The organism is Neisseria subflava, assembly GCF_024205745.1.
GTDB lineage: Bacteria > Pseudomonadota > Gammaproteobacteria > Burkholderiales > Neisseriaceae > Neisseria > Neisseria flavescens_B.
Genome location: NZ_CP073117.1, coordinates 979,401 through 1,001,573 on the forward strand (window position 1 = coordinate 979,401; position 22,173 = coordinate 1,001,573).

At 45.6% G+C, this 22,173-nt stretch carries 15 protein-coding genes and 1 pseudogene; 5 read left to right on the forward strand and 11 right to left on the reverse strand.

Translation table 11 applies throughout. The annotated features are described in order from the left end of the window. Positions 1-2 precede the first annotated feature (2 nt). The 9 genes and pseudogenes from KCG55_RS04825 to galE all read right to left on the reverse strand — a co-directional run bounded on the left by KCG55_RS04825 (position 3) and on the right by galE (position 11,604). Positions 3-1,025 carry a lysozyme inhibitor LprI family protein gene (locus KCG55_RS04825; protein WP_254323538.1) on the reverse strand — a complete coding sequence of 341 codons (1,023 nt, stop codon included), beginning with the start codon at positions 1,023-1,025 and terminating at the stop codon, positions 3-5. Between the two features lie 105 nt (positions 1,026-1,130). Next, positions 1,131-2,345 carry a sodium/glutamate symporter gene (gene gltS, locus KCG55_RS04830; protein WP_254323539.1) on the reverse strand — a complete coding sequence of 405 codons (1,215 nt, stop codon included), beginning with the start codon at positions 2,343-2,345 and terminating at the stop codon, positions 1,131-1,133. 217 nt (positions 2,346-2,562) lie between these two features. After that, entirely contained in the window at positions 2,563-3,969 is a 1,407-nt protein-coding gene (locus tag KCG55_RS04835) for a tetratricopeptide repeat protein (RefSeq protein WP_254323540.1), read from the reverse strand. Between the two features lie 366 nt (positions 3,970-4,335). Continuing rightward, positions 4,336-5,594 (reverse strand): annotated as a pseudogene (locus tag KCG55_RS04840) (capsule biosynthesis protein). Positions 5,595-5,730: 136 nt separating this feature from the next. Continuing rightward, a complete protein-coding gene (locus KCG55_RS04845) occupies positions 5,731-7,845 on the reverse strand; it encodes a capsular polysaccharide biosynthesis protein (protein WP_254323541.1) in 2,115 nt (704 codons plus the stop codon). Positions 7,846-7,870: 25 nt separating this feature from the next. Next, positions 7,871-8,410 carry a dTDP-4-dehydrorhamnose 3,5-epimerase gene (gene rfbC / locus KCG55_RS04850; RefSeq protein WP_254323634.1) on the reverse strand — a complete coding sequence of 180 codons (540 nt, stop codon included), beginning with the start codon at positions 8,408-8,410 and terminating at the stop codon, positions 7,871-7,873. Between the two features lie 53 nt (positions 8,411-8,463). Continuing rightward, positions 8,464-9,330 carry a glucose-1-phosphate thymidylyltransferase RfbA gene (gene rfbA, locus KCG55_RS04855; protein ID WP_254323542.1) on the reverse strand — a complete coding sequence of 289 codons (867 nt, stop codon included), beginning with the start codon at positions 9,328-9,330 and terminating at the stop codon, positions 8,464-8,466. A gap of 73 nt (positions 9,331-9,403) precedes the next feature. Further along, positions 9,404-10,471 carry a dTDP-glucose 4,6-dehydratase gene (gene rfbB / locus KCG55_RS04860; protein WP_254323543.1) on the reverse strand — a complete coding sequence of 356 codons (1,068 nt, stop codon included), beginning with the start codon at positions 10,469-10,471 and terminating at the stop codon, positions 9,404-9,406. Positions 10,472-10,587: 116 nt separating this feature from the next. Beyond that, positions 10,588-11,604 (reverse strand): UDP-glucose 4-epimerase GalE, encoded by a 1,017-nt coding sequence (gene galE, locus KCG55_RS04865; RefSeq protein ID WP_003747972.1) that lies wholly within the window; start codon positions 11,602-11,604, stop codon positions 10,588-10,590. A 220-nt stretch (positions 11,605-11,824) separates the two neighbouring features. On the opposite strand from galE, the gene KCG55_RS04870 reads away from it, so the two are divergent. From KCG55_RS04870 to KCG55_RS04885, 4 genes are all read left to right on the forward strand, one after another. Next, positions 11,825-12,055 (forward strand): acyl carrier protein, encoded by a 231-nt coding sequence (locus KCG55_RS04870; protein WP_003747973.1) that lies wholly within the window; start codon positions 11,825-11,827, stop codon positions 12,053-12,055. A 3-nt stretch (positions 12,056-12,058) separates the two neighbouring features. Then, positions 12,059-13,498, forward strand: coding sequence for an AMP-binding protein (locus KCG55_RS04875; RefSeq protein ID WP_254323544.1), 1,440 nt, complete (start codon positions 12,059-12,061; stop codon positions 13,496-13,498). Position 13,499: 1 nt separating this feature from the next. Beyond that, on the forward strand, positions 13,500-14,870 hold the full coding sequence (locus KCG55_RS04880; protein WP_254323545.1) for an XcbB/CpsF family capsular polysaccharide biosynthesis protein: 1,371 nt from the start codon (positions 13,500-13,502) through the stop codon (positions 14,868-14,870). Between the two features lie 85 nt (positions 14,871-14,955). Beyond that, a complete protein-coding gene (locus tag KCG55_RS04885) occupies positions 14,956-16,005 on the forward strand; it encodes an acyltransferase (protein ID WP_254323546.1) in 1,050 nt (349 codons plus the stop codon). Between the two features lie 71 nt (positions 16,006-16,076). Here KCG55_RS04885 and KCG55_RS04890 read toward each other — a convergent pair whose 3' ends face one another. Both KCG55_RS04890 and KCG55_RS04895 read right to left on the reverse strand, forming a co-directional pair. Continuing rightward, the gene (locus KCG55_RS04890) at positions 16,077-19,745 is read right to left on the reverse strand and encodes a CDP-glycerol glycerophosphotransferase family protein (protein WP_254323547.1); all 3,669 of its coding nucleotides are present in this window, start codon (positions 19,743-19,745) and stop codon (positions 16,077-16,079) included. Between the two features lie 18 nt (positions 19,746-19,763). Further along, positions 19,764-20,867, reverse strand: a complete 1,104-nt coding sequence (locus tag KCG55_RS04895; RefSeq protein ID WP_254323548.1) for a stealth family protein — start codon at positions 20,865-20,867, stop codon at positions 19,764-19,766. 118 nt (positions 20,868-20,985) lie between these two features. Here KCG55_RS04895 and KCG55_RS04900 point away from each other — a divergent pair, with 118 nt between their 5' ends. Continuing rightward, positions 20,986-22,164, forward strand: a complete 1,179-nt coding sequence (locus KCG55_RS04900; RefSeq protein ID WP_254323549.1) for a polysaccharide biosynthesis/export family protein — start codon at positions 20,986-20,988, stop codon at positions 22,162-22,164. Positions 22,165-22,173 lie beyond the last annotated feature (9 nt).

The following is a 22,173-nucleotide window of genomic DNA, read 5'->3' on the forward strand; positions in this document are numbered from 1 at the left end:
TTTTAGTTGATGGAATAGCCGCGCAGGTATTGCGTGCGCTCGCGGGTCATGCGGGTTTCACACTGCAGGCGCAGGTATTCTGCTTGTGCGGCGTTGTCTGCGGACGCGGCGGCTTGTTGGCAGTTGAGTTTTTTGCTTTGAATCCAGGCGCGTTGCTCGCCGAGGATTTGTTGTTTGACGTCGCTGTCCAAGCCGCCCCAGAGGTCGTTGATCTCGCCGTCCGCCTGACGGTTTTGCGCGCGCGCGTTGTCAAGTTCGCTTTGGCTGAGGCCGGGCGGCTCGTTGCGTTGGGTTTCATGGTCGGGGCGCAGGACTTCGTAATCTGAATTGTCGCCGTCATCGGTCAAGCCGACGGCTTGGCTGGCAGCGTTGTTTTCAAGGATGTCTTGCGGATTAACAGTCGGCGGTTCTTCCGTGTTTTGGTTTTGCAGCAGTTTGATGGCCTGCTCTTTGGACACGGGTTTGCCGTCTATCATGACGATGCTTTTCACGCCGTAGGGCAGCAGGGTGGCGGAAAGGGTTTGGGCGGTGGAACTCAGGGTATTGTCTTCGAAAACCGGTTTGCCGTCTTTGTCGGGGGTGTAGAGCAGGGTGGTGCTGAACGTGTTGTTTTCAAAGGTTAGGTTGCTGCCCATCAGTTTTTGTTCGAGCATGTCGGCCAACGGGGTGCTGCCGTAAATCAGCGGGCTGTTGTCTATGGCCGTTTTGAGGATGGTGTCGGGAATGCGGATTTTGAGGTTGGCGCGGCAGATGGCTTTGCCGTCGTCTTCGGTTTCTTTGGGGTCTTCAAGCAGGGTTTCTAATTCGAGGCCGGCGGCGATGATTTTGTCGGCATCGACGAATTGGCGGTTGTCATTGCGGGCGAAGGAGCGCGCTTGTTGTTTGAGGGTGTCTTCGATGGTGGTACGGATGTTTTGCAGTGTGGCCGGTTGGGCGCAATCAAGTGCGGCTTTGGGCTCTTCTTTGCTGCATGCGGCAAGCAGAATTGTGCTTAAAATCAATACGGAAGCGGTTTTTTTGTACATGTGTACTCCTGAAGGTGACGGCCTTTCAGACGGCCTGACGTGCCTATCATAGCAAAAGCACTTGCAGCAAGTAAATGCGGCAAGTGCTTTTCTATGTTAGACGTATCAGCCTTTGATGACGCTGATGAAGCCGGAGAGGATGGCGGCGTTGAGCAAGTCAACGAAGAACGCACCGACCATAGGCACAATCAAGAAGGCTTTGTGAGACGGGCCGAAAGTTTGGGTAATGGACTGCATGTTGGCAACGGCAGTCGGGGTAGCACCCAAACCGAAGCCGCAGTGACCTGCCGCCAATACGGCAGAGTCGTAGTCGCGACCCATGAAGACGTAGGTAACGAAGGTTGCGTACAGAATCATTACGACGGTTTGTACAGCCAAGATGATGGTCACAGGGCCTGCGAGACCGGTCAATTCCCACAGTTTCAGGTTCAGAAGGGCCATAGACAGGAAGAGGGACAGGGAGGCGTTACCGAATACGTCGATGGCACGGTCAAACATATTGACTTTGAAAGCGGCAGTCAGGACGTTGCGGATGACTACGCCTGCAAACAGACACCATACGAATTTAGGCAAGTCGAAGAAGGCTTTGTCGTAGCTGTCCACGATTTCGGCAAATGCCAAACATGCGGCAAACATCGCGAGCGTTTCGACAGCGGAGTCAGCCGTAATCAGGCGGGTGCGCTGTGCTTGTTCGAAGACGTCGTCGGTTTGGTCATTGTCAACTGGTTTTTTATTTGTTTCCAGAGGTTTGCGACCCATTTTGTTGATCAGGCGACGGGCAACGGGACCGCCGATCAGGCCGCCGAATACCAGACCGAATGTTGCGGAAGCCATACCCAAGCCGGTTGCGCCGGTCAGGCCGAATTTGCTTTCAAAGTCAGGACCCCATGCACCGGCGGTACCGTGACCGCCGGTCAGGGTAATCGAACCGGTAATCAGGCCAATCAGCGGATCCAAGCCCAATGCGCTCGCCAAGCCGACACCGACAAAGTTTTGGACGATGATGAATGCACCCACCACGGCGGTAAAGATAACCAAAGGCAAACCGCCCGCTTTCAAACGGGAGAAGTCGGCGCTCAAACCGATGGATGTAAAGAAAATAAGCATGAACGCATCTTGCAGCGGTTTTTCAAATTTGAAGCTGACGCCGTAGGCTTCGTGCAGGGCGAACAGGACGATAGCGGCAATCAAACCGCCGGCGACCGGCTCGGGAATATTGAAGTCTCTTAAGAATTTGATTTTTTGAACCAGAAATTTACCAACCAGCAACACGAGCGTGGCGGCAATCAGTGTGTAATAACTGTTGAATTCCCATTCCATGTTGTTTCACCTCCTAGAAATGTTTTTCCGAGCATCCGTTTTTGTTCCGGATGTAGTGTGTTTCAACGCTTGGCGTTATCCGCCGAGTGTCATGGTATTGATGCGCGGACAAGGTGTTTTCAGAAAGAAATGAAAACAATGACGTGTCCGTGAAAAATAACTGGCAAATATTAGGGGAATAGTTAAAGTTTGTCAAAAAATGCGAGTGTAAATCTTTTCAGACGGCCTTTTGCCCGATAGCATGATGCGCTTCGCGGCGCCATTGTTCTAATAGGGATGTTAATGATTCGGCCGAAGTGTGGCCGTTGCTGATGGCGGCCTGCAGCCAGTAGCAGGCGGTCGGAACATGACAGCCGACACCTTGCCCGTGATAGTAAAAACAGGCAAGGTGGTATTGGGCCGAAGGATGGTTTTGTTCAGCAGCGATGGCGTACCAGTGTGCAGCTGCCCGAGGATCTTGCGCCGTACCGAGGCCGTAATGGTAGATGCGGCCTAAGGCTGCCGCCGCGTTTTTATGGTGGAACTCGGCAGCTTCCATGTAATTTTTGCGCGCGGCATTGTAATCGGCGGGACGGCCGATGGCGTGGGCTTGTGTTTCCGCCAAACGGTATGTGGTTTCGGTTTGTTGCTGTTGCAGGGCGGCTGTTTTGATTTGTTCGTATTGTTGCGGATGGTACAGTGCGGCGTCGCTGATGAGTTTTTGTGCGGCGGCGGCAGAACCCAGCGCGGCGGCACGGTGGTAGTAATCATGAGCGATATGGTTGTCGGCTTTGATGCCGAGGCCGTAGCGGTAGAGGTCGCCCATGATTTTCAGGGCTTCGGGATGGTCTTTCTCGGCAGCGGCTTTGGCATAGCGCGCCGCTTGGAATGGGTCACGTTCGGAAAGTTCGCCGGTCAGGGCGTATTGGGCCAGCTTGACCTGTGCTTCCGCTTGTTCCTTATCGGCGGCACGACGATACCATTCTAAGGCTTCGGGTTTGCGTTGGGTGGCAAGAAGGTCGGCCAGCAGGGTTTGTGCGGCGATGTGGCCGGCTTGCGCGGCTTGTTCGAGATAGTGTTCGGCTTGTGCGTGGTTAGGACTGACACCTGTGCCGTAGAAGTAGATTTGACCGAGTTGCCAGTAGGCGGCAGTCACGCCGAGCGCTGCCGCTTTTTCGTATTGTTCGATGGCTGTTGTAACATCGCCTTGGCGTTGATGATGGCGTGCCAGATGGTAATACGCAGGCGCAGCATATCGGGCAGCGGCAAGCTCTGCCCAGTAGAGCGATTGTGGATCGTTGCGTTGCGCATGGTAACGCATGAGGATTAATTGGGCTTCGAGGTGACCTTGCTCACCCAGCCAGGCGTATTCGTTAAGAAGCTGTCCGGTCGGGGTGCCGTTGCGTTCGCGTTGTTGCAGCAGGATAAAGAGTGCCTTAGGATGGCGTTGGGCCGCGGCGGCTTCCAACCATGGAAGTGCCTGCTCCGGATGACCGTTTTTCAGCAGATGGCCGCCTAATACAAAAGCAGCTTCCGTATATCCCTGCTCTGCGGCCTGTTGCAGCAGGGGCAGGGCTTGGGCGGTATTGGATTGTTCCAAAAGGGCGGCGGCTTGCCGGTAGAGGATATCAGGAGCGGCGGTCATGGTTTGCGGGCGGATATAAAGTGGAAGACGGATGCTGCGGCATATGGGCGGCGATACCGGTTGAGGTCTTTGTAAAAATATTGCTCGGCACAGTTTTGCAGAGTGTATTGCCTTGTTGGCTTATCTTTAGGATGCTTGGCTTGTTATATTGTTTTGCCTAGGGGCATCCATATTTTATGTGTTACAAAGGGCTCAGGTTGAGTCGGTGTGCGCTCATGACAGCTCGGTCATTATACTGTTTTTGTAATTTATTGTTAATGATAAATGCAGGTTTTTGTGTTTTATTTACATGGCAGTAGCTAAGGTATTGATTGCTTCAGGCCGTCTGAAATGTTTTTCAGACGGCCTGAACTTTCCTTCGCTAAGTCAGGTTGTCGGTGTGGAAGAGTCGGAGGTTTTTCTGTTAGGAAAAAACACCTGACTATAGAAGTTGCCGTTAATTTGGGTCACGTTGAGGTGATACATACGGTAGGCATGGAACAGCTCTTTGTCAGGCGGTGTCGGATGATTCCAAAATTCTGCCAAGGTATTTTGGTCAGTCATGCCGGGAATATCATAATAGGCACGACCGAGCACTTTGACAGGCATATTGTGAATCAGTCCGGACAGGCCGCTGGTGCTGTTGATGGTGACCATACCGAGACCGTGACGCAGGAAAACGGGTAGGGGACATCATGGACATAAATCACACGGCCTTTGAGTTCGGGGTGTTCTTTGATAAAGCGTTTAATGTCGCGCCAGTAGTCGATAAAGCCGCGGTCCATCGGATGATGCTTGATGATGATGTTGGTGTCGGCAGGCGCGTGGGCGGCAAATGAGCTCAAAACATGGAGTAGGAAGCTGCGGACGCTGGGAAAGTCGCAATGGATACGGACTTGGCTGTCGTTGAATACCTGCAAGGGAACAATAAAAAACTTGCCGTATTTGCCTGCTTCCACACGTTTGGCGATTTGGATGTCTTCAACATAGTAGTTCAAACGCTTGAGGATGGAGAGCGACCACAGTTTGAGGTAATGGCCGGCATTGGGCGCGCGGTGGTGGATGTAGTCAGGGTATTTGCGTGGATTGCGGAACAACTCGATATAGTAACGGATGGCGTTTTTTGCCATGGGCGTAAACCCGCCGCGTACCGGCGTTGGCGCTTTATATTCTTGCTGGGCAAGCTTAGGGAATTGTTCAAGAAAAAAGTCGGCACGGCGCGGCAGAGGGGAGAATGCGTTGACGCCGTCTTTTTCTAAGGTGATGTAGTAGGGGCGGAAATAGCCTTCTTCAAACGCCCAAAAACTGGCTTGGTTTTCGTTTGCAATTCGTTTTGCAATGACGTGATAAGGGCGTGTGTCGCCAAAGCAGACAACGGCCTGGATGTGATGTTGAACAATATATTCTTGCAAAAATTCAGGAAAGGCCTCGTAGTCGTCGTTAAAAACAACGGTATGCGCTTGAGTGGGTGGATAAAAATAGTCGTCGCCTGCATTAAAGTTGAATTTATGTACTGTTTTGCCGTTTGCAGTCAGCCAGTCGGCAAGGCGCAGAAAAAAATCGCCGACAGGGCCTTGAAGCAGCAGGATATTTTCTGCGCTTTCAAGCAAGTTTTGCAGGTTGTTTTTGAGGACGGTCTGTTTCATGTCGCAATGTGGATTTGTTTTTTATGTAATAGTTTTAGGTTGAACTTTCAAGCATACGCTAAGAGAATTAACGATGCAAAGGCAATAATGCCGCAACAGAGGCAAGCTTATGACGTATTGTTAATTTAGATGGTGTTTATTTGAAAGATAGATATAGTTGTTTGATTTTACCTAATTTTTTAGCAAAGTACCCGCGATGTAATCCGTTGTTGTTTTTTTGCATATTTTTTTGACGTATCAGGATTTGGGCTGCGGTTTCCGCATTGATGGCCTGATGGGTTTCGGGGTGGATGTAGTCGGGGTAGTGGATGAGCGTGCCGGCAATCAGCTGCCAAAGCTCAAGCCTGCGGCTGCGGCGCGGAATGGGCAGCAGATCTTGGGTAAGCCCCCAGCCTGCGTAAAAAGGCAGGCCGTAGCAGCTGACTTTTTTGCCGCGCAACAAGGCTTCAAAACCGGTCAGCGAAGTCATGGTATGTACTTCGTCCGCGTATTGGAGACAGGTCAGGATGTCGGCTTGTTCGGCGGTTTGGTCGGCATATCGTGCCGTATCTTCAGGGGAAATATGACCGATACGGTTACCGCTAACTACATCGGGATGCGGTTTGTAGATGATATAGGCATCGGGATTACGTTCGCGTACGGTACGGAGCAAATCCAGATTGCGGTAGATTTGGGGCGAACCGTAGCGGATAGACGCGTCATCTTCAACTTGGCCGGGAACGAGGATCACGGTTTTGTCGGTTGCTGGGGCGCTGAAGTTTGAGCTGCCGACGTTGTATTTGCTGATGTGGTTTTCGGTCAGCATTTTTTGCAGCTTCAAGGCCGTCTGAAAGTCTTGATCGTCGAAGTTTTGGTTTTGCAGGATGTGTTCAAGACGGGACGGGGTTTCGGCATTGAAATAAATGCCCATATCGTCGGTAACGAGCGACAGTGGCGGTACTAAATTAGAGCCGAGTCCGACCGAGCGGATAAAGCCGTCTTCCATGCGCAGCAGGGGGATATGGTGTTGTTCGGCAAAACGGACGATGGCCTCTTTGCCGTTGCCCCAAGCAAGGATGCGTGCATCGTCGGACAGTTTGACCCCGGCCAGTTTTTGGGTGGAAGAGATAAATTTCAGACGGCATGAGGGGACGTTAAAGAATGGTTTGGCAACCGCGCGTTTCCACAAAGACATACCGACGCAATACAACTCGCCACGCAATTTGTCGTTTTTGCGTTTGATCGTCGCCAGATAGTCGATGACATCAAAGAGGCTGCCTGCTTCGCCGGTATTAGGATTGAGGTAGCGGCTGTATTGCAGATAGGCTGCGGCGAAGAGCTGCAGCAAGTTGCGGGGAGCGCGGCGTTGGGTTTGAGCAAGACTGCCGATTTGTGGGTGGCGGTCGTCGCTCACGCCCCATCCGGCATACCACGGCAGGCCGAAGGTGGTCAGTGGTTTGCCGCACAAAAGTGCTTCAAAACCCATTTGCGAGGTAACGCAATAAACTTTATCGACGTTTTGCAACAAAGAAATCGGATTGATGTCTTCTGCTAGAAGATGGACGCGGTGTTGCTGCGCCAGTTGGGTCAGATAGCCTTGTTTTTTGCCGCACAAAACATCGGGATGGGTTTTTACCCAGATATCGGCTTGCGGGTTTTCATTCAAGGCCGTCTGAAACATCAGTTCAAACGTAGAGGCCTCTGCGCCACCATACTGGATGGCCATATCGCCAAAGGTTTGGTCGATGATGAGGACGGTTTCTAGTTTGGATGGGGAACGCAAAGGATGATCGTCTGAAAGTTCGGGCGCGTGGTTGTATTTGGACAAGTGGTGTTGCAGGATGAAATCCATCGCCTGCCGTGCCTGAGCCAAGGTTTCAGACGGCATGGTATCGGCGGCGAGAATCAGTTGTTCCAAACGCGAAGGACGGGTGGTGTCGTAGTAGATGCCGATGTCGTCATAGACAATGGAATAGGGCGGATAACCGGAGACGCCTAGTCCGAGCGATCGTAAAAAGCCGTCTTCCAAAGCAATAAAGGGAAGCTGGTGTTCGGTGGCAAACGCACGCGCTTTGTGTGTCGTCGGGCGCAAACCCCAGCCGACAACAGCCTCTGTTCCTTTTCCATCTTTGCAGATATGAAACTCGGGCAATAGGGTGGAGAGATGGGGGATTTTGCGGATGCCGCGAGAGGGAATGTAGGCGTTTTTCACAATGCGTTTTCGTCGATTATTGTTATTAATGGATTGTAGGCCGTCTGAAAAGAGGAACATTCTTTCAGACGACCTGAATGATTTTTTAAAACGTGACGGCTTCGGCCAATACTTTGCCTGCCAAGTCTTTAGGCGACAGGTTCGGCTCGCCTTGTAGCGGCCAGTTGATGTCGACGGTCGGATCATTCCAAATCAGCGAGTATTCAGCTTTGGGGTTGTAATAGTCTGTGCATTTATAGACGAACTCGGCTTCATCGCTCAGTACATAGAAGCCGTGTGCGAAACCTTCGGGTACCCATAGTTGGCGTTTGTTTTCTGCGGACAGAATCTCGCCCACCCATTTGCCGAAAGTGGGGGAGTCTTTACGCATATCGACAGCCACGTCGAATACTTCGCCGACAACCACGCGCACGAGTTTGCCTTGTGTGTTTTCAGTTTGATAGTGCAGGCCGCGCAATACGCCTTTGCCGGATTTGGAATGGTTTTCCTGCACGAAGGTGCGGTTGCAGACTTGGGTTTTAAACCATTCGTCGCGGAAGGTTTCCATAAAAAAGCCGCGCGCGTCGCCGAAGACTTGGGGCTCAAGCAGTTTTACGTCAGGAATGGCGGTATCAATGATGTTCATCGTTTTATCTTTCATCTAAAGGCCGTCTGAAAAGTTTCAGACGGCCTCAAACATTATTTTTTCAACAGGCGCAGCAAATATTGGCCGTATTGGTTTTTCGCCATCGGGCGCGCCAGCTCTTCCAGTTTTTCATCGGAAAGCCAACCGTTGCGCCAAGCGATTTCTTCCAGGCAGGCGATTTGCAGGTCTTGGATGTTTTGCACGGTTTGGACGAATGAGGCGGCTTCGTGCAGACTCTCGTGGGTGCCGGTATCCAACCACGCAAAACCGCGTCCCAAAAGTTGTACCGACAATGAACCGTCTTCCAAATACATTTGGTTGAGATCGGAAATTTCCAATTCGCCGCGGGCGGACGGTTTGATTTGTTTGGCGAACTTGACGACGCGTCGGTCGTAGAAGTACAAGCCGGTTACTGCCCAATCGGATTTGGGCTGTTGCGGTTTCTCTTCGATAGACAGGGCGTTGAAGTTTTCGTCAAATTCAACCACGCCGAAACGCTCGGGGTCTTTGACCTGATAACCGAATACGGTTGCACCGTGGGTCTTGGCGGCGGCCTGTTTCAATGTTTGCGTAAACGATTGGCCGTAGAAAATATTGTCGCCCAAAACCAAGCAAACATTGTCGTTGCCGATAAATTCTTCGCCGATGATAAATGCCTGTGCCAAGCCGTCCGGACTGGGTTGCACGGCATAGCTGATGGAAATGCCGAAATCGCTGCCGTCGCCGAGCAGGCGTTTGAAAGAGGCGTTGTCTTCGGGTGTAGTAATCACCAAAATATCGCGGATTCCTGCCAGCATCAATACGGACAGGGGATAGTAAATCATGGGCTTGTCGTACACGGGCAGCAGTTGTTTGGATACGCCGCGCGTGATGGGGTAGAGGCGTGTGCCGCTGCCGCCGGCAAGGATGATGCCTTTCATGGGTTTTCTCCTGAGTAGTGTGTGTTTGCATGATTTTCAGACGGCCTAATATGGGAACAGGCCGTCTGAAAACTTATTTTCCGGTACCTAAACGTTCCAAACGATAGCTGCCGTTCAGTACGTTTTGCCACCAGGTTTTGTTGTCCAAATACCATTGCACCGTTTTTCGGATGCCGGATTCGAATGTTTCCTGCGGTTTCCAGCCCAGTTCCCTGCCGATTTTGGCGGCATCGATGGCATAGCGTACGTCATGGCCGGGGCGGTCTTGCACAAAAGTAATCAAGTCTTCGTAACGCGCCACGCCGGCTGGTTTTTCGGGAACGAGTTCTTCCAGCAGGGCGCAGATGGTTTTAACCACCTCGATATTGGCCTTTTCATTGTGTCCACCGATATTGTAGGTTTCGCCGACGACACCTTCGGTAACAACCTGATACAGTGCGCGGGCGTGGTCTTCGACAAACAGCCAGTCACGGATTTGCATACCGTCGCCGTACACAGGCAGCGGTTTGCCGTCGAGCGCGTTCAGAATCATCAAAGGAATGAGTTTTTCCGGGAAATGGTAAGGGCCGTAGTTGTTGGAGCAGTTGGTTACGATGGTCGGCAAACCGTAAGTACGCAACCATGCGCGGACGAGGTGGTCGCTGGATGCTTTAGAGGCAGAGTAGGGACTGGACGGCGCGTATGGTGTGGTCTCGGTAAACAAATCGTTTGTGCCGTGCAAATCGCCATAGACTTCATCGGTAGAAATATGGTGGAAACGGAAGGCTTCGCGCTTTTCAAACGGCATTTGTTGCCAGTAGGCGCGGGCTGCTTCAAGCAGATTGAATGTGCCGACGATGTTGGTTTGGATAAATTCGCCTGCCGAATCGATAGAGCGGTCGACATGGCTTTCCGCAGCCAAGTGCATCACGGCATCAGGCTGGTGTTGTGCAAATACGCGGTTGAGTTCGGCGCGGTCGCAAATATCCACTTGCTCAAAAGCGTAGCAAGGATTATTGGCTACCTCGGTCAAAGATTCCAAATTGCCGGCATAAGTCAGCTTATCGACATTGACGACAGAGTCTTGGGTGTTTTGGATAATATGACGGACAACGGCAGAACCGATAAAGCCCGCACCGCCGGTAACAAGGATTTTTTTCATAAGTTTCAGAGGATAGTCAAAATAATATAAACAGATTATAGCAGACAGAAAGTGTGTTTTTTAGATAAAGAGGCCGTCTGAAAACATCTCTTTCAGACGGCCTGTATCAGGTCAACTTAATCGTCGTAGCCATTTGGGTTGTTGCTGACCCAACGCCATGAGTCTTCCATCATCTGCGCCAAATCGCGTTTGGTTTCCCAACCGGTTTGCGCTTTGGTGTAGGCAGGGTCGGCATAGAAACAGGCCAAATCGCCATCGCGACGCGGTTTGATTTGGAACGGAATGGTCAAGCCGGATGCCGCTTCAAAAGCACGGATGATTTCCAATACCGAATAAGCACGTCCCGAACCCAAATTAAACAGGTGTACACCCGAAACATCGCTTTTCGCCTGCATCGCCGCCACATGGCCTTCTGCCAAATCCATTACATGGATATAGTCGCGCATACCCGTACCGTCTGGGGTAGGGTAGTCATCGCCGAAAACCGACAATTGCGGCAGCTTGCCTGAAGCCACTTGGCAGATATAAGGCAGCAGATTGTTTGGGATACCGTTTGGCTGCTCGCCGATCAAACCGCTTTCATGCGCACCGATAGGATTGAAATAGCGCAACAAAATCACGCTCCAACGCGGATCGGCCTTTTGGATGTCCGTCAAAATGCGCTCCACCATAGACTTAGACGTGCCGTAAGGGCTGGTCGTGTCCCCCGGTTGCATATCTTCCGTATAAGGCACTTTACCCGGATCGCCGTAAACCGTAGCCGATGAGCTGAACACAATCTTAAATACGCCGGCACGCGCCATTTCTTCAGCCAAAACCAAGCTGCCCGACACATTGTTGTCATAGTATTTCATTGGTTCGGCCACGCTTTCACCGACTGCCTTTAAGCCGGCAAAATGGATGACGGCATCAATATCGTGTTCTGCAAAGATTTGACGCAACACTTCACGATCACGGATATCCCCTTGGTAAAAAGGCACAGACTTGCCGGTAATCTTTTCCAAGCGCGGGAGGATGTTGGCAGACGAATTGCACAAATTGTCCAAAATCACGGCATTAAAGCCTGATTTCAACAGGGAAACAACGGTATGAGAACCGATAAAACCGGTACCGCCGGTGATAAGAATAGTCATTGGTTTTCCTTAATTAAAATTGTGTTTGGAAGTCGTGAACCGGTTGGCTGAAAATACAAACGCTTTCAGCTGACCTGATGTAAATGTTGTCAAAGAGGGATTGCTTTATTTGGTTATTGTATATTTAGTTACCTGAAAAGTAAAAAAATATGGGATAATCACAGTGTTATGCACAGGGTGCAAAGCGTTATCATTTCAATTTTAATAAAAGGATCTTACCATGTCAGTATCTAACGAAGTTTTGGCGTTGATTTCACAAGTTGCACAAAAACAAGTGTCAGCAAATGAAGAATTGTTGTCTACAGGACTTATTGATTCTGTGAGCGCAATGGATTTGGTTATGGCCATCAAACAAAAATTTGATGTTGATTTGCCGTTTGAGCAACTGGTTGATATTTTGGCAAACTCAGCCAATATCATTCAATATGTTGAAAATAATTACAAAGGCTAAATCATGAAACAATTAAATGAATTCCAAAATCTTGATGATTTTTTGGAATACCGTTTCAGCCAAACTTCGGGAAAAGCATTAGTTAATGATACTCAGGAATGTTCTTGGGAAGAGTTGCGCGTAAAAATAGCCGCATTTATCGAGGCTTACAAAAGCATAGCAGATATTACCAAAAACATTCCTTTAGTGTTGCACGGCCATAAAGAAATTGATTTTGCAGTGGCAATTTATGCCTGCTTATTAAACAAAATCCCTTTTATTCCGGTGGATAGTATTTATCCTGAAAGCCGTCTGAACAATATCTGCCAACTGTCGAAAGCACGTTTTGTGTACCGTTCGGCAACGCAAACTTTTGAAAAGCAGACTGACGAAGAAGTAGAGCTGGCTGAAAAAGATTTGGCTTACATCATGTTTACTTCAGGAACAACCGGCGCACCTAAGGGTGTGCAAATCGGTCGTGAAGCTGTATTCAACCTGATGAAATGGATGAAAGAGCAGCTTAATTTAGCCGCACCTAATGTGTTTATGAATCAGGCTCCGTTTGCGTTTGATTTGTCAATGTATGAAATCTTTGGCAACTTGGCTTACGGTGGTTGCATTGTCATGAACAGTCGTGATGCTATTTCTAATCCTGCCACCTGGATTGATTTTTTGGCCAAACAACAAATTACTACTTGGGTTTCCACGCCTTCTTTTGCCATGCAGCAGCTGCTTAACCCTAAATGTAGTCAGGCTACTTTACCGAGTTTGAAAGAATTTTTGTTCTGTGGCGAAAAACTTGGCAAACCAGTAGTAAATATGATTTTTCAAAAATTTCCCGGTGTCCGTGTTATCAATACCTATGGTCCGACTGAGGCTACTGTAGCAACAACTTACGTTGATATTACGCCTGATATGCTGGTGGCAGAAGAAGAGTTGCCTGTAGGTGTTGCCGTGCTTAATTCCAAATTAGAGATTGTTGACGAAGAGATTTGGATTAGCGGTAACCATGTGATGCGTGGCTATCTGAACAACGAAACTGAAAATGCTAAACGCTTGGTAGTACACAGTGCAGATAACCGTACTTATAAAACAGGTGACTACGGTTTTGAAAAAAATGGATTGTTCTATGTACAAGGCCGTAAAGACGAGCAGATTAAGCTCAATGGCTACCGTATCGAACTTTCAGAAATTGAAGAAAAAATCCTTAACCTTAAGGAATTTGCCTTTGATAATGTGGCAGTAGTGGCTTTGAAACGCAACACAGGCGCAGTATTGCGTTTGGTGTGTTTCTATACAGCCAAGCAAAGTGCAGATACTCAGGCGATCAAAGACGCATTAGTACAAAATTTACCGTCTTACATGATGCCGTCTGAATTTATTCACATTGATGAAATTCCAGTCAGCACCAACCACAAAACCGACAAAAAAGCATTGTTGGAAAAATATCAACAGGGTTTATAAAATGGATTTATATCAAATTCAGCAAAACATCTTACGAAAAGCCAAGATTGATCCTCAAAAGGCTAACGCTTGGATTTATAACAATCAAAGTATAGTGTTTGATTTTCTGTTGAACGACTATTTTGTCAGCATCAGCTATTCAACATCAGGGCAAACCTTTAACTTTATTGAGCGTAATAAGAGCAAGGTTTCTAAAATTTCTGGTTTCCCAAAATTTCTAAAATATATTTCAGAAGTTTATGGAAGTTACCCACAATCGGTTAATCAAGAAAAGACAGTATTGTCTTTTAAATTTGCTGAAACCGATTGGGCAAAAATTGAGGATAAATTTAGTGAGATTTTAGAAGTTACGTCCATTTATCTTGGCAGCGAATTGTGCTACATCCTGAATGTTGAAAAAAATAAAAGCATTGATTTAGCCGAGTACTTGGATAAGCCGGAAGTTGAATACATCGGTATTAAAGGCGACAGTAATGAGTTTTTCCTAAGCTATGCTCGGAATCATGGTCTAAGTGATTATGTTTATGAGCTAAATAATAGAGGCTTTTTAGCTGTTGAACACAAAATGGGTGTGAGTGTGTTCCGTCGTGTGAATAAGCACAGTTATAAAGATCTTTTGGCTTATTTCCCAGACTCTTTCCATGAGTTGGAAAATGTCATTTATACTGTTGAAGCACCGAAAGTATTGAGTGCCAACAAGAAAAACCTATTGGTGTTGTTCTCTTATACCAATAAGAGTAATGAGAATATGGTTGACCGTTATTATAGCCACCCATTTCCATTTATCAGCAACAGCATCATGCCAAATACTTATATCATCCGTATGGCTGATGTATCAGACGCGTTTGGCAGTCACGGTTTGAATACAAAGTTTGATGAAAATATCGAAGACAATATCCAGCGTTTCATTAAGAGCCTGATGAGTATTTATGGCGTAGATAAGAAAAACGTAGTCATTTGCGGTGCATCATCAGGCGGTACAGGGGCGGTATATCACGGCTTAATTGGTGGGTACAAAACCTTTGCAATCGACCCATTTTTGGGCAACCATAAATACTATGGTGGAAAAGATCCATTGTATCTGCACTCTATCCGTACGCCGATTTTGGAGACTTTCAAAAAGCTACCAGATGTAATTGATCATAACCTTGAAAATCAAGTGGTCATTTCATCGGCTAAAGTATCAGAGTTTTATCCGGATATTAAAGAGCTGAAAGAAGCATTGCCTACGATTGTATTATGTGAATTTGACTTTGAAAAAATTCAAAAGCACATAGATTTTTCAGGAAATACAGTATTCTTGTCCAATACCATTATCAATAATTTGCTGTTGGACATCCATATCACTGATTCGGACATTAATCTGAACTAAATGCGAAGTAAATAGACAGTAAGTTTAAAATTTACTGTCTATTTTTTTAATATTTGAACCATATTTATCATGTTTGGGGAATTTAATGTTAGGTAAAACGACTGAAGAATTTCAGCAAGAAATTCTTAAAAGTATCAAATTAAAGAATACGTCTGTTGATGTTTATTATCAGCAGAATGTGTACTGCAATTTCAAATCTGACCGTGAAGCACCATTTTCTGTCAGCTTAAATTTAGATTGGCAGAAGATTTTCCTGTTTTATCGTAATAAAAGTGAGATAAATAATATCGGAGAAATGTTTCCAAACTTCAGTTTATCTAAGCAGGATGGGGATAATGTATACATTTATGATGTCAGTGCTTTGGATTTTGCCCAAACCTGTGCGGTCTTTATCAAATTGGCCGAACGTGCGGAACAATATTTTTCTGAACGTCCAGTAGTTAACAGCCGCAAAAAAGAAGTGATGTCAGGTAATTATATTGATACTTCCGGAAATAAAATTACTGCACCTGATAATCTGCGAAACTGTCATTTCCAATTTCTAGGAGGAGGTGGAAATGAAGTTGTTATCCACCCTAATGCAAACTTGCGTAATGTGTTTTTGGAATTTTTAGGTAAGGACAGCAAAGTCTATATTGGAGAAAATGTTTCTATGCAAGGCCAATGGTGTTTGGGAGTAGGCTGTACGATTAACATCGGCAGTAAAACTACCAGTACCAATCCGGTTTATATTACTGTTGCCGAACATACAACCTTGTCCATTGGTGAAGATTGTATGTTTGCCACTAATAATCAAATCCGTACTGATGATGCACACCCGATTTATGATGTTCATACTGGAAAACGTTTAAATGTTTCTAAAGACGTTACCATTGGAGACAGAGTGTGGGTAGCCTATGGCGCAACAATTTGGGGTGGTACAAAGATTGGTAGCGGTAGTATTGTTGGTGCATTTTCGGTAGTGAAAAAACAGTTTCCTAATAACTGCGTTATTGCAGGAGTGCCGGCTAAAGTTATACGCAAAGATGTATTTTGGGAACGCAATAATGTTTTATATACAGATATAGATGAAGGTAAGGATTTGACAGAAATGAATCATGTTACCTATATCAATTCAACAGTAGAACTTGATTAGTGAATCTAATAGTAAAGGCCGTCTGAAAACATAAAAGTTTTCAGACGGCCTTTTTTAAGATAAGACAGAGATTACTCTAAACAAGCCAATTGTTTTTTCAGACACTCAGCCTGTAATGCCTTGTCACCTTTAGCTTCGGCTATTTCAGCTGCCAGTTTCCAATATGTTGCGGTGTCTTGTAGAGAGAGACTGTCAAAATAACGTTGTGCTGCCTGATGGTTTTTCAGACGGCATAAAGCAGTTGTATAAAGATACATCGTTTCCGGTGAGGTTTGTGCAAAATCAGCCAATATTTTGGTGACAGACTCCCAATCTTGGTTTTGAGCAAGTTTTTCAGCTTCATACAAGGCCAAAGACGGATTCTCAGGATATTTTTGGCGCAGTTGAGCCAAGAGATATCCTTCGCCGTCAGTGTTGCCGGTGGCGTACATTTTTTTCAGATAATCGACTGTTAAATCTTCAGGAATTAAGAGCAGATTTTCTTCAAAGGCACGGTTAAGCTGGGTAAATAGTTTTTCAGAATCACCGCGTAATTTTGCCAGTCTTGCAATGGCGATACGGCAACTTGGATCATTTTGAGTATGGTTTTCAAAAGAAACCAAATACTGATGCGCGCCTTGTAAGTTACCAAGTTTCATGCAGAGGTAAGAAGCCAATAGCTCGGGTTTGAGATAACCTTTTGTGCGATCATCCAAGCTATCAATATACGTTTTCAGTAAAGCCAATGCTACAAAATAATTCTGCTCCGATAGCTTTTGTGCTACGGCTAACAAAGGTTGATATGAGTCGGGTAAGTCTGTACCTATCCGGGCAAACAGTTTTTCAGACGGCCTTTTTGCTTGGTGAAACGAGGCTGCAAGTAACGCGACAAGTAAATCATTTTGCGTTCCTATATGCTCGTTTTCAGCAAAAAATTCCGCCCCTTTAACGGCATTACCGATATATAAGTCTATTTTCGCGTGCCAGTAACCTGCGGTATCGGGATAATCAGGTAACAGGTTTTGCAAAGTATCAAACTGTTTGCTCTCAAATAAAGCGTTCAGATAACGATGGTGATAATCAGCTGTTTCTTCCGCATTCAGACGGCCTGTATCAAGCAGAGTTTGAATACGGCTTGCAGCCAAGTCCCATGCATGAAGTTTTTCAGCTTGGGCAATCATATTCTGAATAATAGGCAGATTATCTGTAGTGTCAGGTTGGTCAAGTGCTGTAATAGACTGATAGACACGCTCACAATTATTCGAATCCCTAAATTGGAATGTTTTGTCAATACGTTTCTGATATAAATCAGGTACTTTAGCTTGATTGTCTACCAGATCTTTTAATGCTGCCAGAAGTTCTGTTTCATTATAAGCAACTACACCAAAACCATCTCGGTTATAGTCAAAATAACCTTTTTGATAGGTGTGGTTTCCACTGGAAAATACTTCATCATAATCAAATTGATAATACAAAATAGCTTTATTCAAGTAGGCTACATCAAATGCAACAGATGAATAGTCTGTAATCAAGACGCTACTATTTTGGAAGACGGATTGGATGTTACCTTCTGAATAGCTATAGATTTTAATAAAGTCAGGCACAGTGAACTCATCCATGTATTCCTGAATACTTGGATGTGGTGCAAAGACGATTTGATAACCTTGATCATTCAGTTCTTTTAATATGGCGTGATTCATGAAACCATGCCAATGTCTGGCATAGTTAGTTTTCATGAAATCAGGGTTTCTTGTTCGTTCTGTGCCTGAAATATATGTGCCTACAATGGAGCTACGCCATGTTGGCATAATTAAAATCTGTTTAGATTCGGTATTGTTATTGATGAGTAAACGGTCATAACGAGGGAAGCCTGTCAGTTTAACTTCCTTTTTACCAAATTTATAAGCAGTCGTATTATCCACAATAGAATGGTATTCTGGATTTGTCGCTGTAACGAAACAAGCAATTTTTTTGGTATTTAACCAACCTGATAAATCATCTTTCGTGATGCCATGTTGTAAAAAGACGTAGTCTTTATCTAATAGGGAATCATCTTTGAAATAATGTGTGATATATCCATCAACATGACTACTGATGATTTTTGCGCAGTCTTTTAATTTACTCTCAAATACAGATGAGCCAAATTCAAGCAAATTAAACCCATCTTGTTCGAGCCTTTTCCAATCAGAGGATGTTTTTTTCAGGGCAAAATAAATATCTTGTTCTGGATGATTTTCACTAATATAACGATATAAGTGTTCTGCATTATCATCAGCCTGATTGTCCCTATCCATCAAAATCCAGGCATTCGATTTAACTGTGGATTTTTGTTTAAATGAAGTGAATACCGTTTCGATTGGTAGTTTGTCAAATTGTTTTCCTGAAAAAGTTAATTTAGCTCTTTTACCGGCTAGAAAAAGTTCTAAATCGCCCATGTCGTGACAAGGAAGCCATGTGCGGTATTCTTTAGTGTATAAACTGCCTAGAAAGTCATAGACAACCTCTTTTTGGTATTTAGGGAATATTTCCTTACCATTGATTACCCATTGCTCAACAATTGGGAAATTTGAAAAATATTTCACCAAAATCTGTTTCTTTTTCAAATCGAAATCTTCAATATAAGCAATTTGACTTTTAGGTGCTGTATTTTTAAATAAACCGAGCAGAGCTACTTTTTGGAAAAACCATGTCCCTGCCAAATTAAAGCGAAGGATTGTTGCTTCATCAATATATGAAAACATTTCATGTAATAAGGTAACGAAATGTTTTTTTTGCTCCTCACTTAGGTGTGACAATGCTGCAGGTTTGTTTACGATACGACCAAAATACCAGATGATATGGTATAGGACGATTCTTTGAATATGCTCAGGGACTTTTCCAAATTTCATTTTGGCTGTTTTTAAAATTTCAATACAGCCTTTTTCAATTACTCTAGAAAATAGTAATGGATTGTTCCATGCTCCATCTAACGTGGACGAACCATCAGAACGTTTTCGATAAAAATAACTGATTTTTGACAGAAAAGCAGCATTAGTTGAGGCATCGGTATTTAGAATATAATCAGTAACAAATTTTGCATCTTCAAAGCTAGGTTTCATCGCCTCATCAAAATAAATATGTGCATTACGGATATTATCAATTTTGAAAAAAGCAGTACTTGCAGATAATTGTAGGTGATCTTTTAGATTAGATAAGGGAAGGACAACATCTCCTTTAGCAAAACGATATTTTAAGGGGTGTGTATCTTTCACCATGTCTTTATCTTCAAAGTAGAATACTAATGGGCAACCTACTATGCTAATGTTGGCATTATTACTTAAGAAGTTATCTGTTTTGTAGAAGTAATCAGAAGAAACAAAATCATCTGGATCTATGAATGTTACCCATTCGGTTTCAACATGTTGCAAACCCAGATTGCGTGCCGAGGCCTGGCCGCCATTTTCTTTGTAAAAATAATGGATATTTTTTGGAAATTTAGCTTGCCATCGTTTGATGATTTCTGCCGAATGGTCGGTTGATCCATCATCTACTAGAATGATTTGAATGTGTTTTTTGAAATTCAAGCTTTGTTTGACGATACTGTCAAAGTATTCATCAAGGTATTTTTCGACGTTATAAACGGCTGAAACGATTGTAAATTGATTATTACCTTCGTATTTTAAGGGAAGGTATTTTTTGAGTTTCATTACGCGTTTGGCGTACATGTCGCGGAAAAAGAGTTTAGGGTCTCGTAAGAGCTTCCGAAATTTTTTATTGTTCATTTTTTTGACCTTTTATTTTTATTTGGTTTTGAAGTAATTTTCCAGCATTTGAATCAGTTTGTCCTGGTAGTTTTCAATCTGTTGCTGGCTGTGAAAATCGTTGGCACAAAAAGAGTGTGGCTGCCGCCCATTTTTTTTATTTTCTAAGAGCTTGATATATTGGGCAGGCGCTTTGTTGGAGCGGATATTAAAATAATAACATATTTCATTACCTACTGTAGATTTCCTGTTTAAAAACATCAGCCAAGGTACGAGGAAGGTGGCAAGGTTGAGATCGTGGTTAGAACGGAAACGGTTGGATAAAAAGGCTTCAATCTCAGTACGGTAGTGCTGCCAAGCAAATTGAAAGCTGCTTTTATGCAGTGGGATATAGGTGTGTACTAACGGACGGTCGATGTGGCAATCGTAGTGCTGTTGTAATAGTGTGATACAGTTTTTTGAGGCGGAAAGAGTGGGTGTATCGGTTCCTCTTTCGGACATTTGTTTTAAGCTTTTGTCTGCAATAAAAAGTGAAGCAATGCCGTTGGCGTGAAAGAAGTGTTCCTTCGGTAATGGTCGGGCAACAAATACATCATCGTTAAAATAGATGAAGTGTTCATTTAGATTAGAAATGTTGTGCAGGTGTGCTTCGATTACATGCGAATTGAAGGTGGGCAGGTATTGCGGGGCAATGATTTGACTGTGATCTATTATGCTGACGTTGGGATAGTCGGCAGGATTGAGCCAGTCGGGGCGTTGGTTGTCGGTAATGATGTAGATATGGTTGACCCACGGCAGGAAGGTACGCACGCTGTGAAGTGAATAGTAAAGTTCGTTGTGGTTGCTGAAACGGGCTTCGTCATTATTGTGGAGTGCGTTTTGTTCGGCAGTAGGACTATATTGGCGGCGACGCTGCTGCCATTTGGGATCTTGGTTATTTACCCATGTGAAAACGACATCAACTTTAATAGGGGGAAGGTTGATACTATTTTCAAGTTCGGCTAAATACAGGCTGTTGTCGATAATGACCGGTTCGTCCGACTCTGTTGTACGCTGTTCGGCGTTGCGGACGGGGTATCTTTTATTGAGATAGTCGCGGAAGAATACACCTGGTTGTCGAATCAGTTTTTTAAGTTTTCTCATGACGGTATTCGCTGTAATGTGATGTTTTTTGATACTTATGTCAGGTTTCAGACGGCCTAATATTTCATCAGGTGTTATAATGGTCGTGCGTAATTAAAAGTATAGTGAGATTTAATCAATGTTGAAAGCAGAATGTCTTACCCGCAGGGGCATATTATTGTTGTGCGTCAGTCTGTTGGCTGCATGCTCTTCTCTTCCTACTTCCGGCCCAAGTACACGAAATGTTGTTGCTTTGGGGCAACAGTCGGCTACAGCCGAAGTGCCGGAGGTGGAGTTGATTGATGTGAATGGTGCGGTAGCTCAGTCGCTATATCAAGCGCAAGTTAATCAGTCATTTGCTCAGTTGGGCGATGGCACATCATCAATAGGGGCTATCAATATAGGTGATGTGCTGGACATTACGATTTGGGAAGCTCCTCCGGCTGTGTTGTTCGGTGGGGCTTTGTCGTCTACCGGTTCGGGTAATGCGCAGCAAACGAAGCTGCCTGAGCAGATGGTCAGCTCTTCAGGTACGATTTCTGTGCCGTTTATCGGCGATGTGTCTGTCCTCGGTAAAACACCGGTTCAGGTGCAAAACATTATTAAAGGCCGTCTGAAAAAAATGGCGAACCAGCCGCAGGTAATGGTGCGCATGGTGCAAAATAATGCGGCGAATGTATCGGTTATCCGTGCGGGTAACAGTGTGCGTATGCCTTTGACGGCTGCAGGCGAGCGTGTGTTGGATGCGGTGGCTGCCGTGGGCGGTTCGACTGCGAATGTGCAGGATACGAACGTACAGCTGACACGCGGTAATGTTGTGAGAACGATTGCTCTGGAAGATTTGGTGGCGCATCCGCGTCAAAATATTTTGTTGCGCCGCGGTGATGTAGTCACAATGATTACTAATCCGAGCACGTTTACGTCTATGGGTGCGGTCGGTCATACGCAGCAGATTGGTTTCTCTGTGAAGGGCTTGTCTTTGGCTGAGGCTGTGGGACGTATGGGCGGCTTGCAGGATTATAGTGCAGATGCGCGCGGTGTATTTGTATTCCGTTATGCGCCTTTATCCGAGCTGCCTCCTGAGAAACAATCTAAATGGGTTGAAAAGGGTTATGGCGATCGTGCGGAGATTCCTGTGGTCTACCGTTTGAACCTGGCAGATGCGAATTCTATGTTTTGGATGCAGCGTTTCCCTGTGAAGGATAAGGACGTGGTGTACGTATCGAATGCGCCGATGGCTGAAGTACGCAAGTTCTTGTCATTTGTGTTCTCGCCTGTGGTTAGCGGTGCGAACAGTATTAATAATTTAGTGAACTAATGGGGAAAA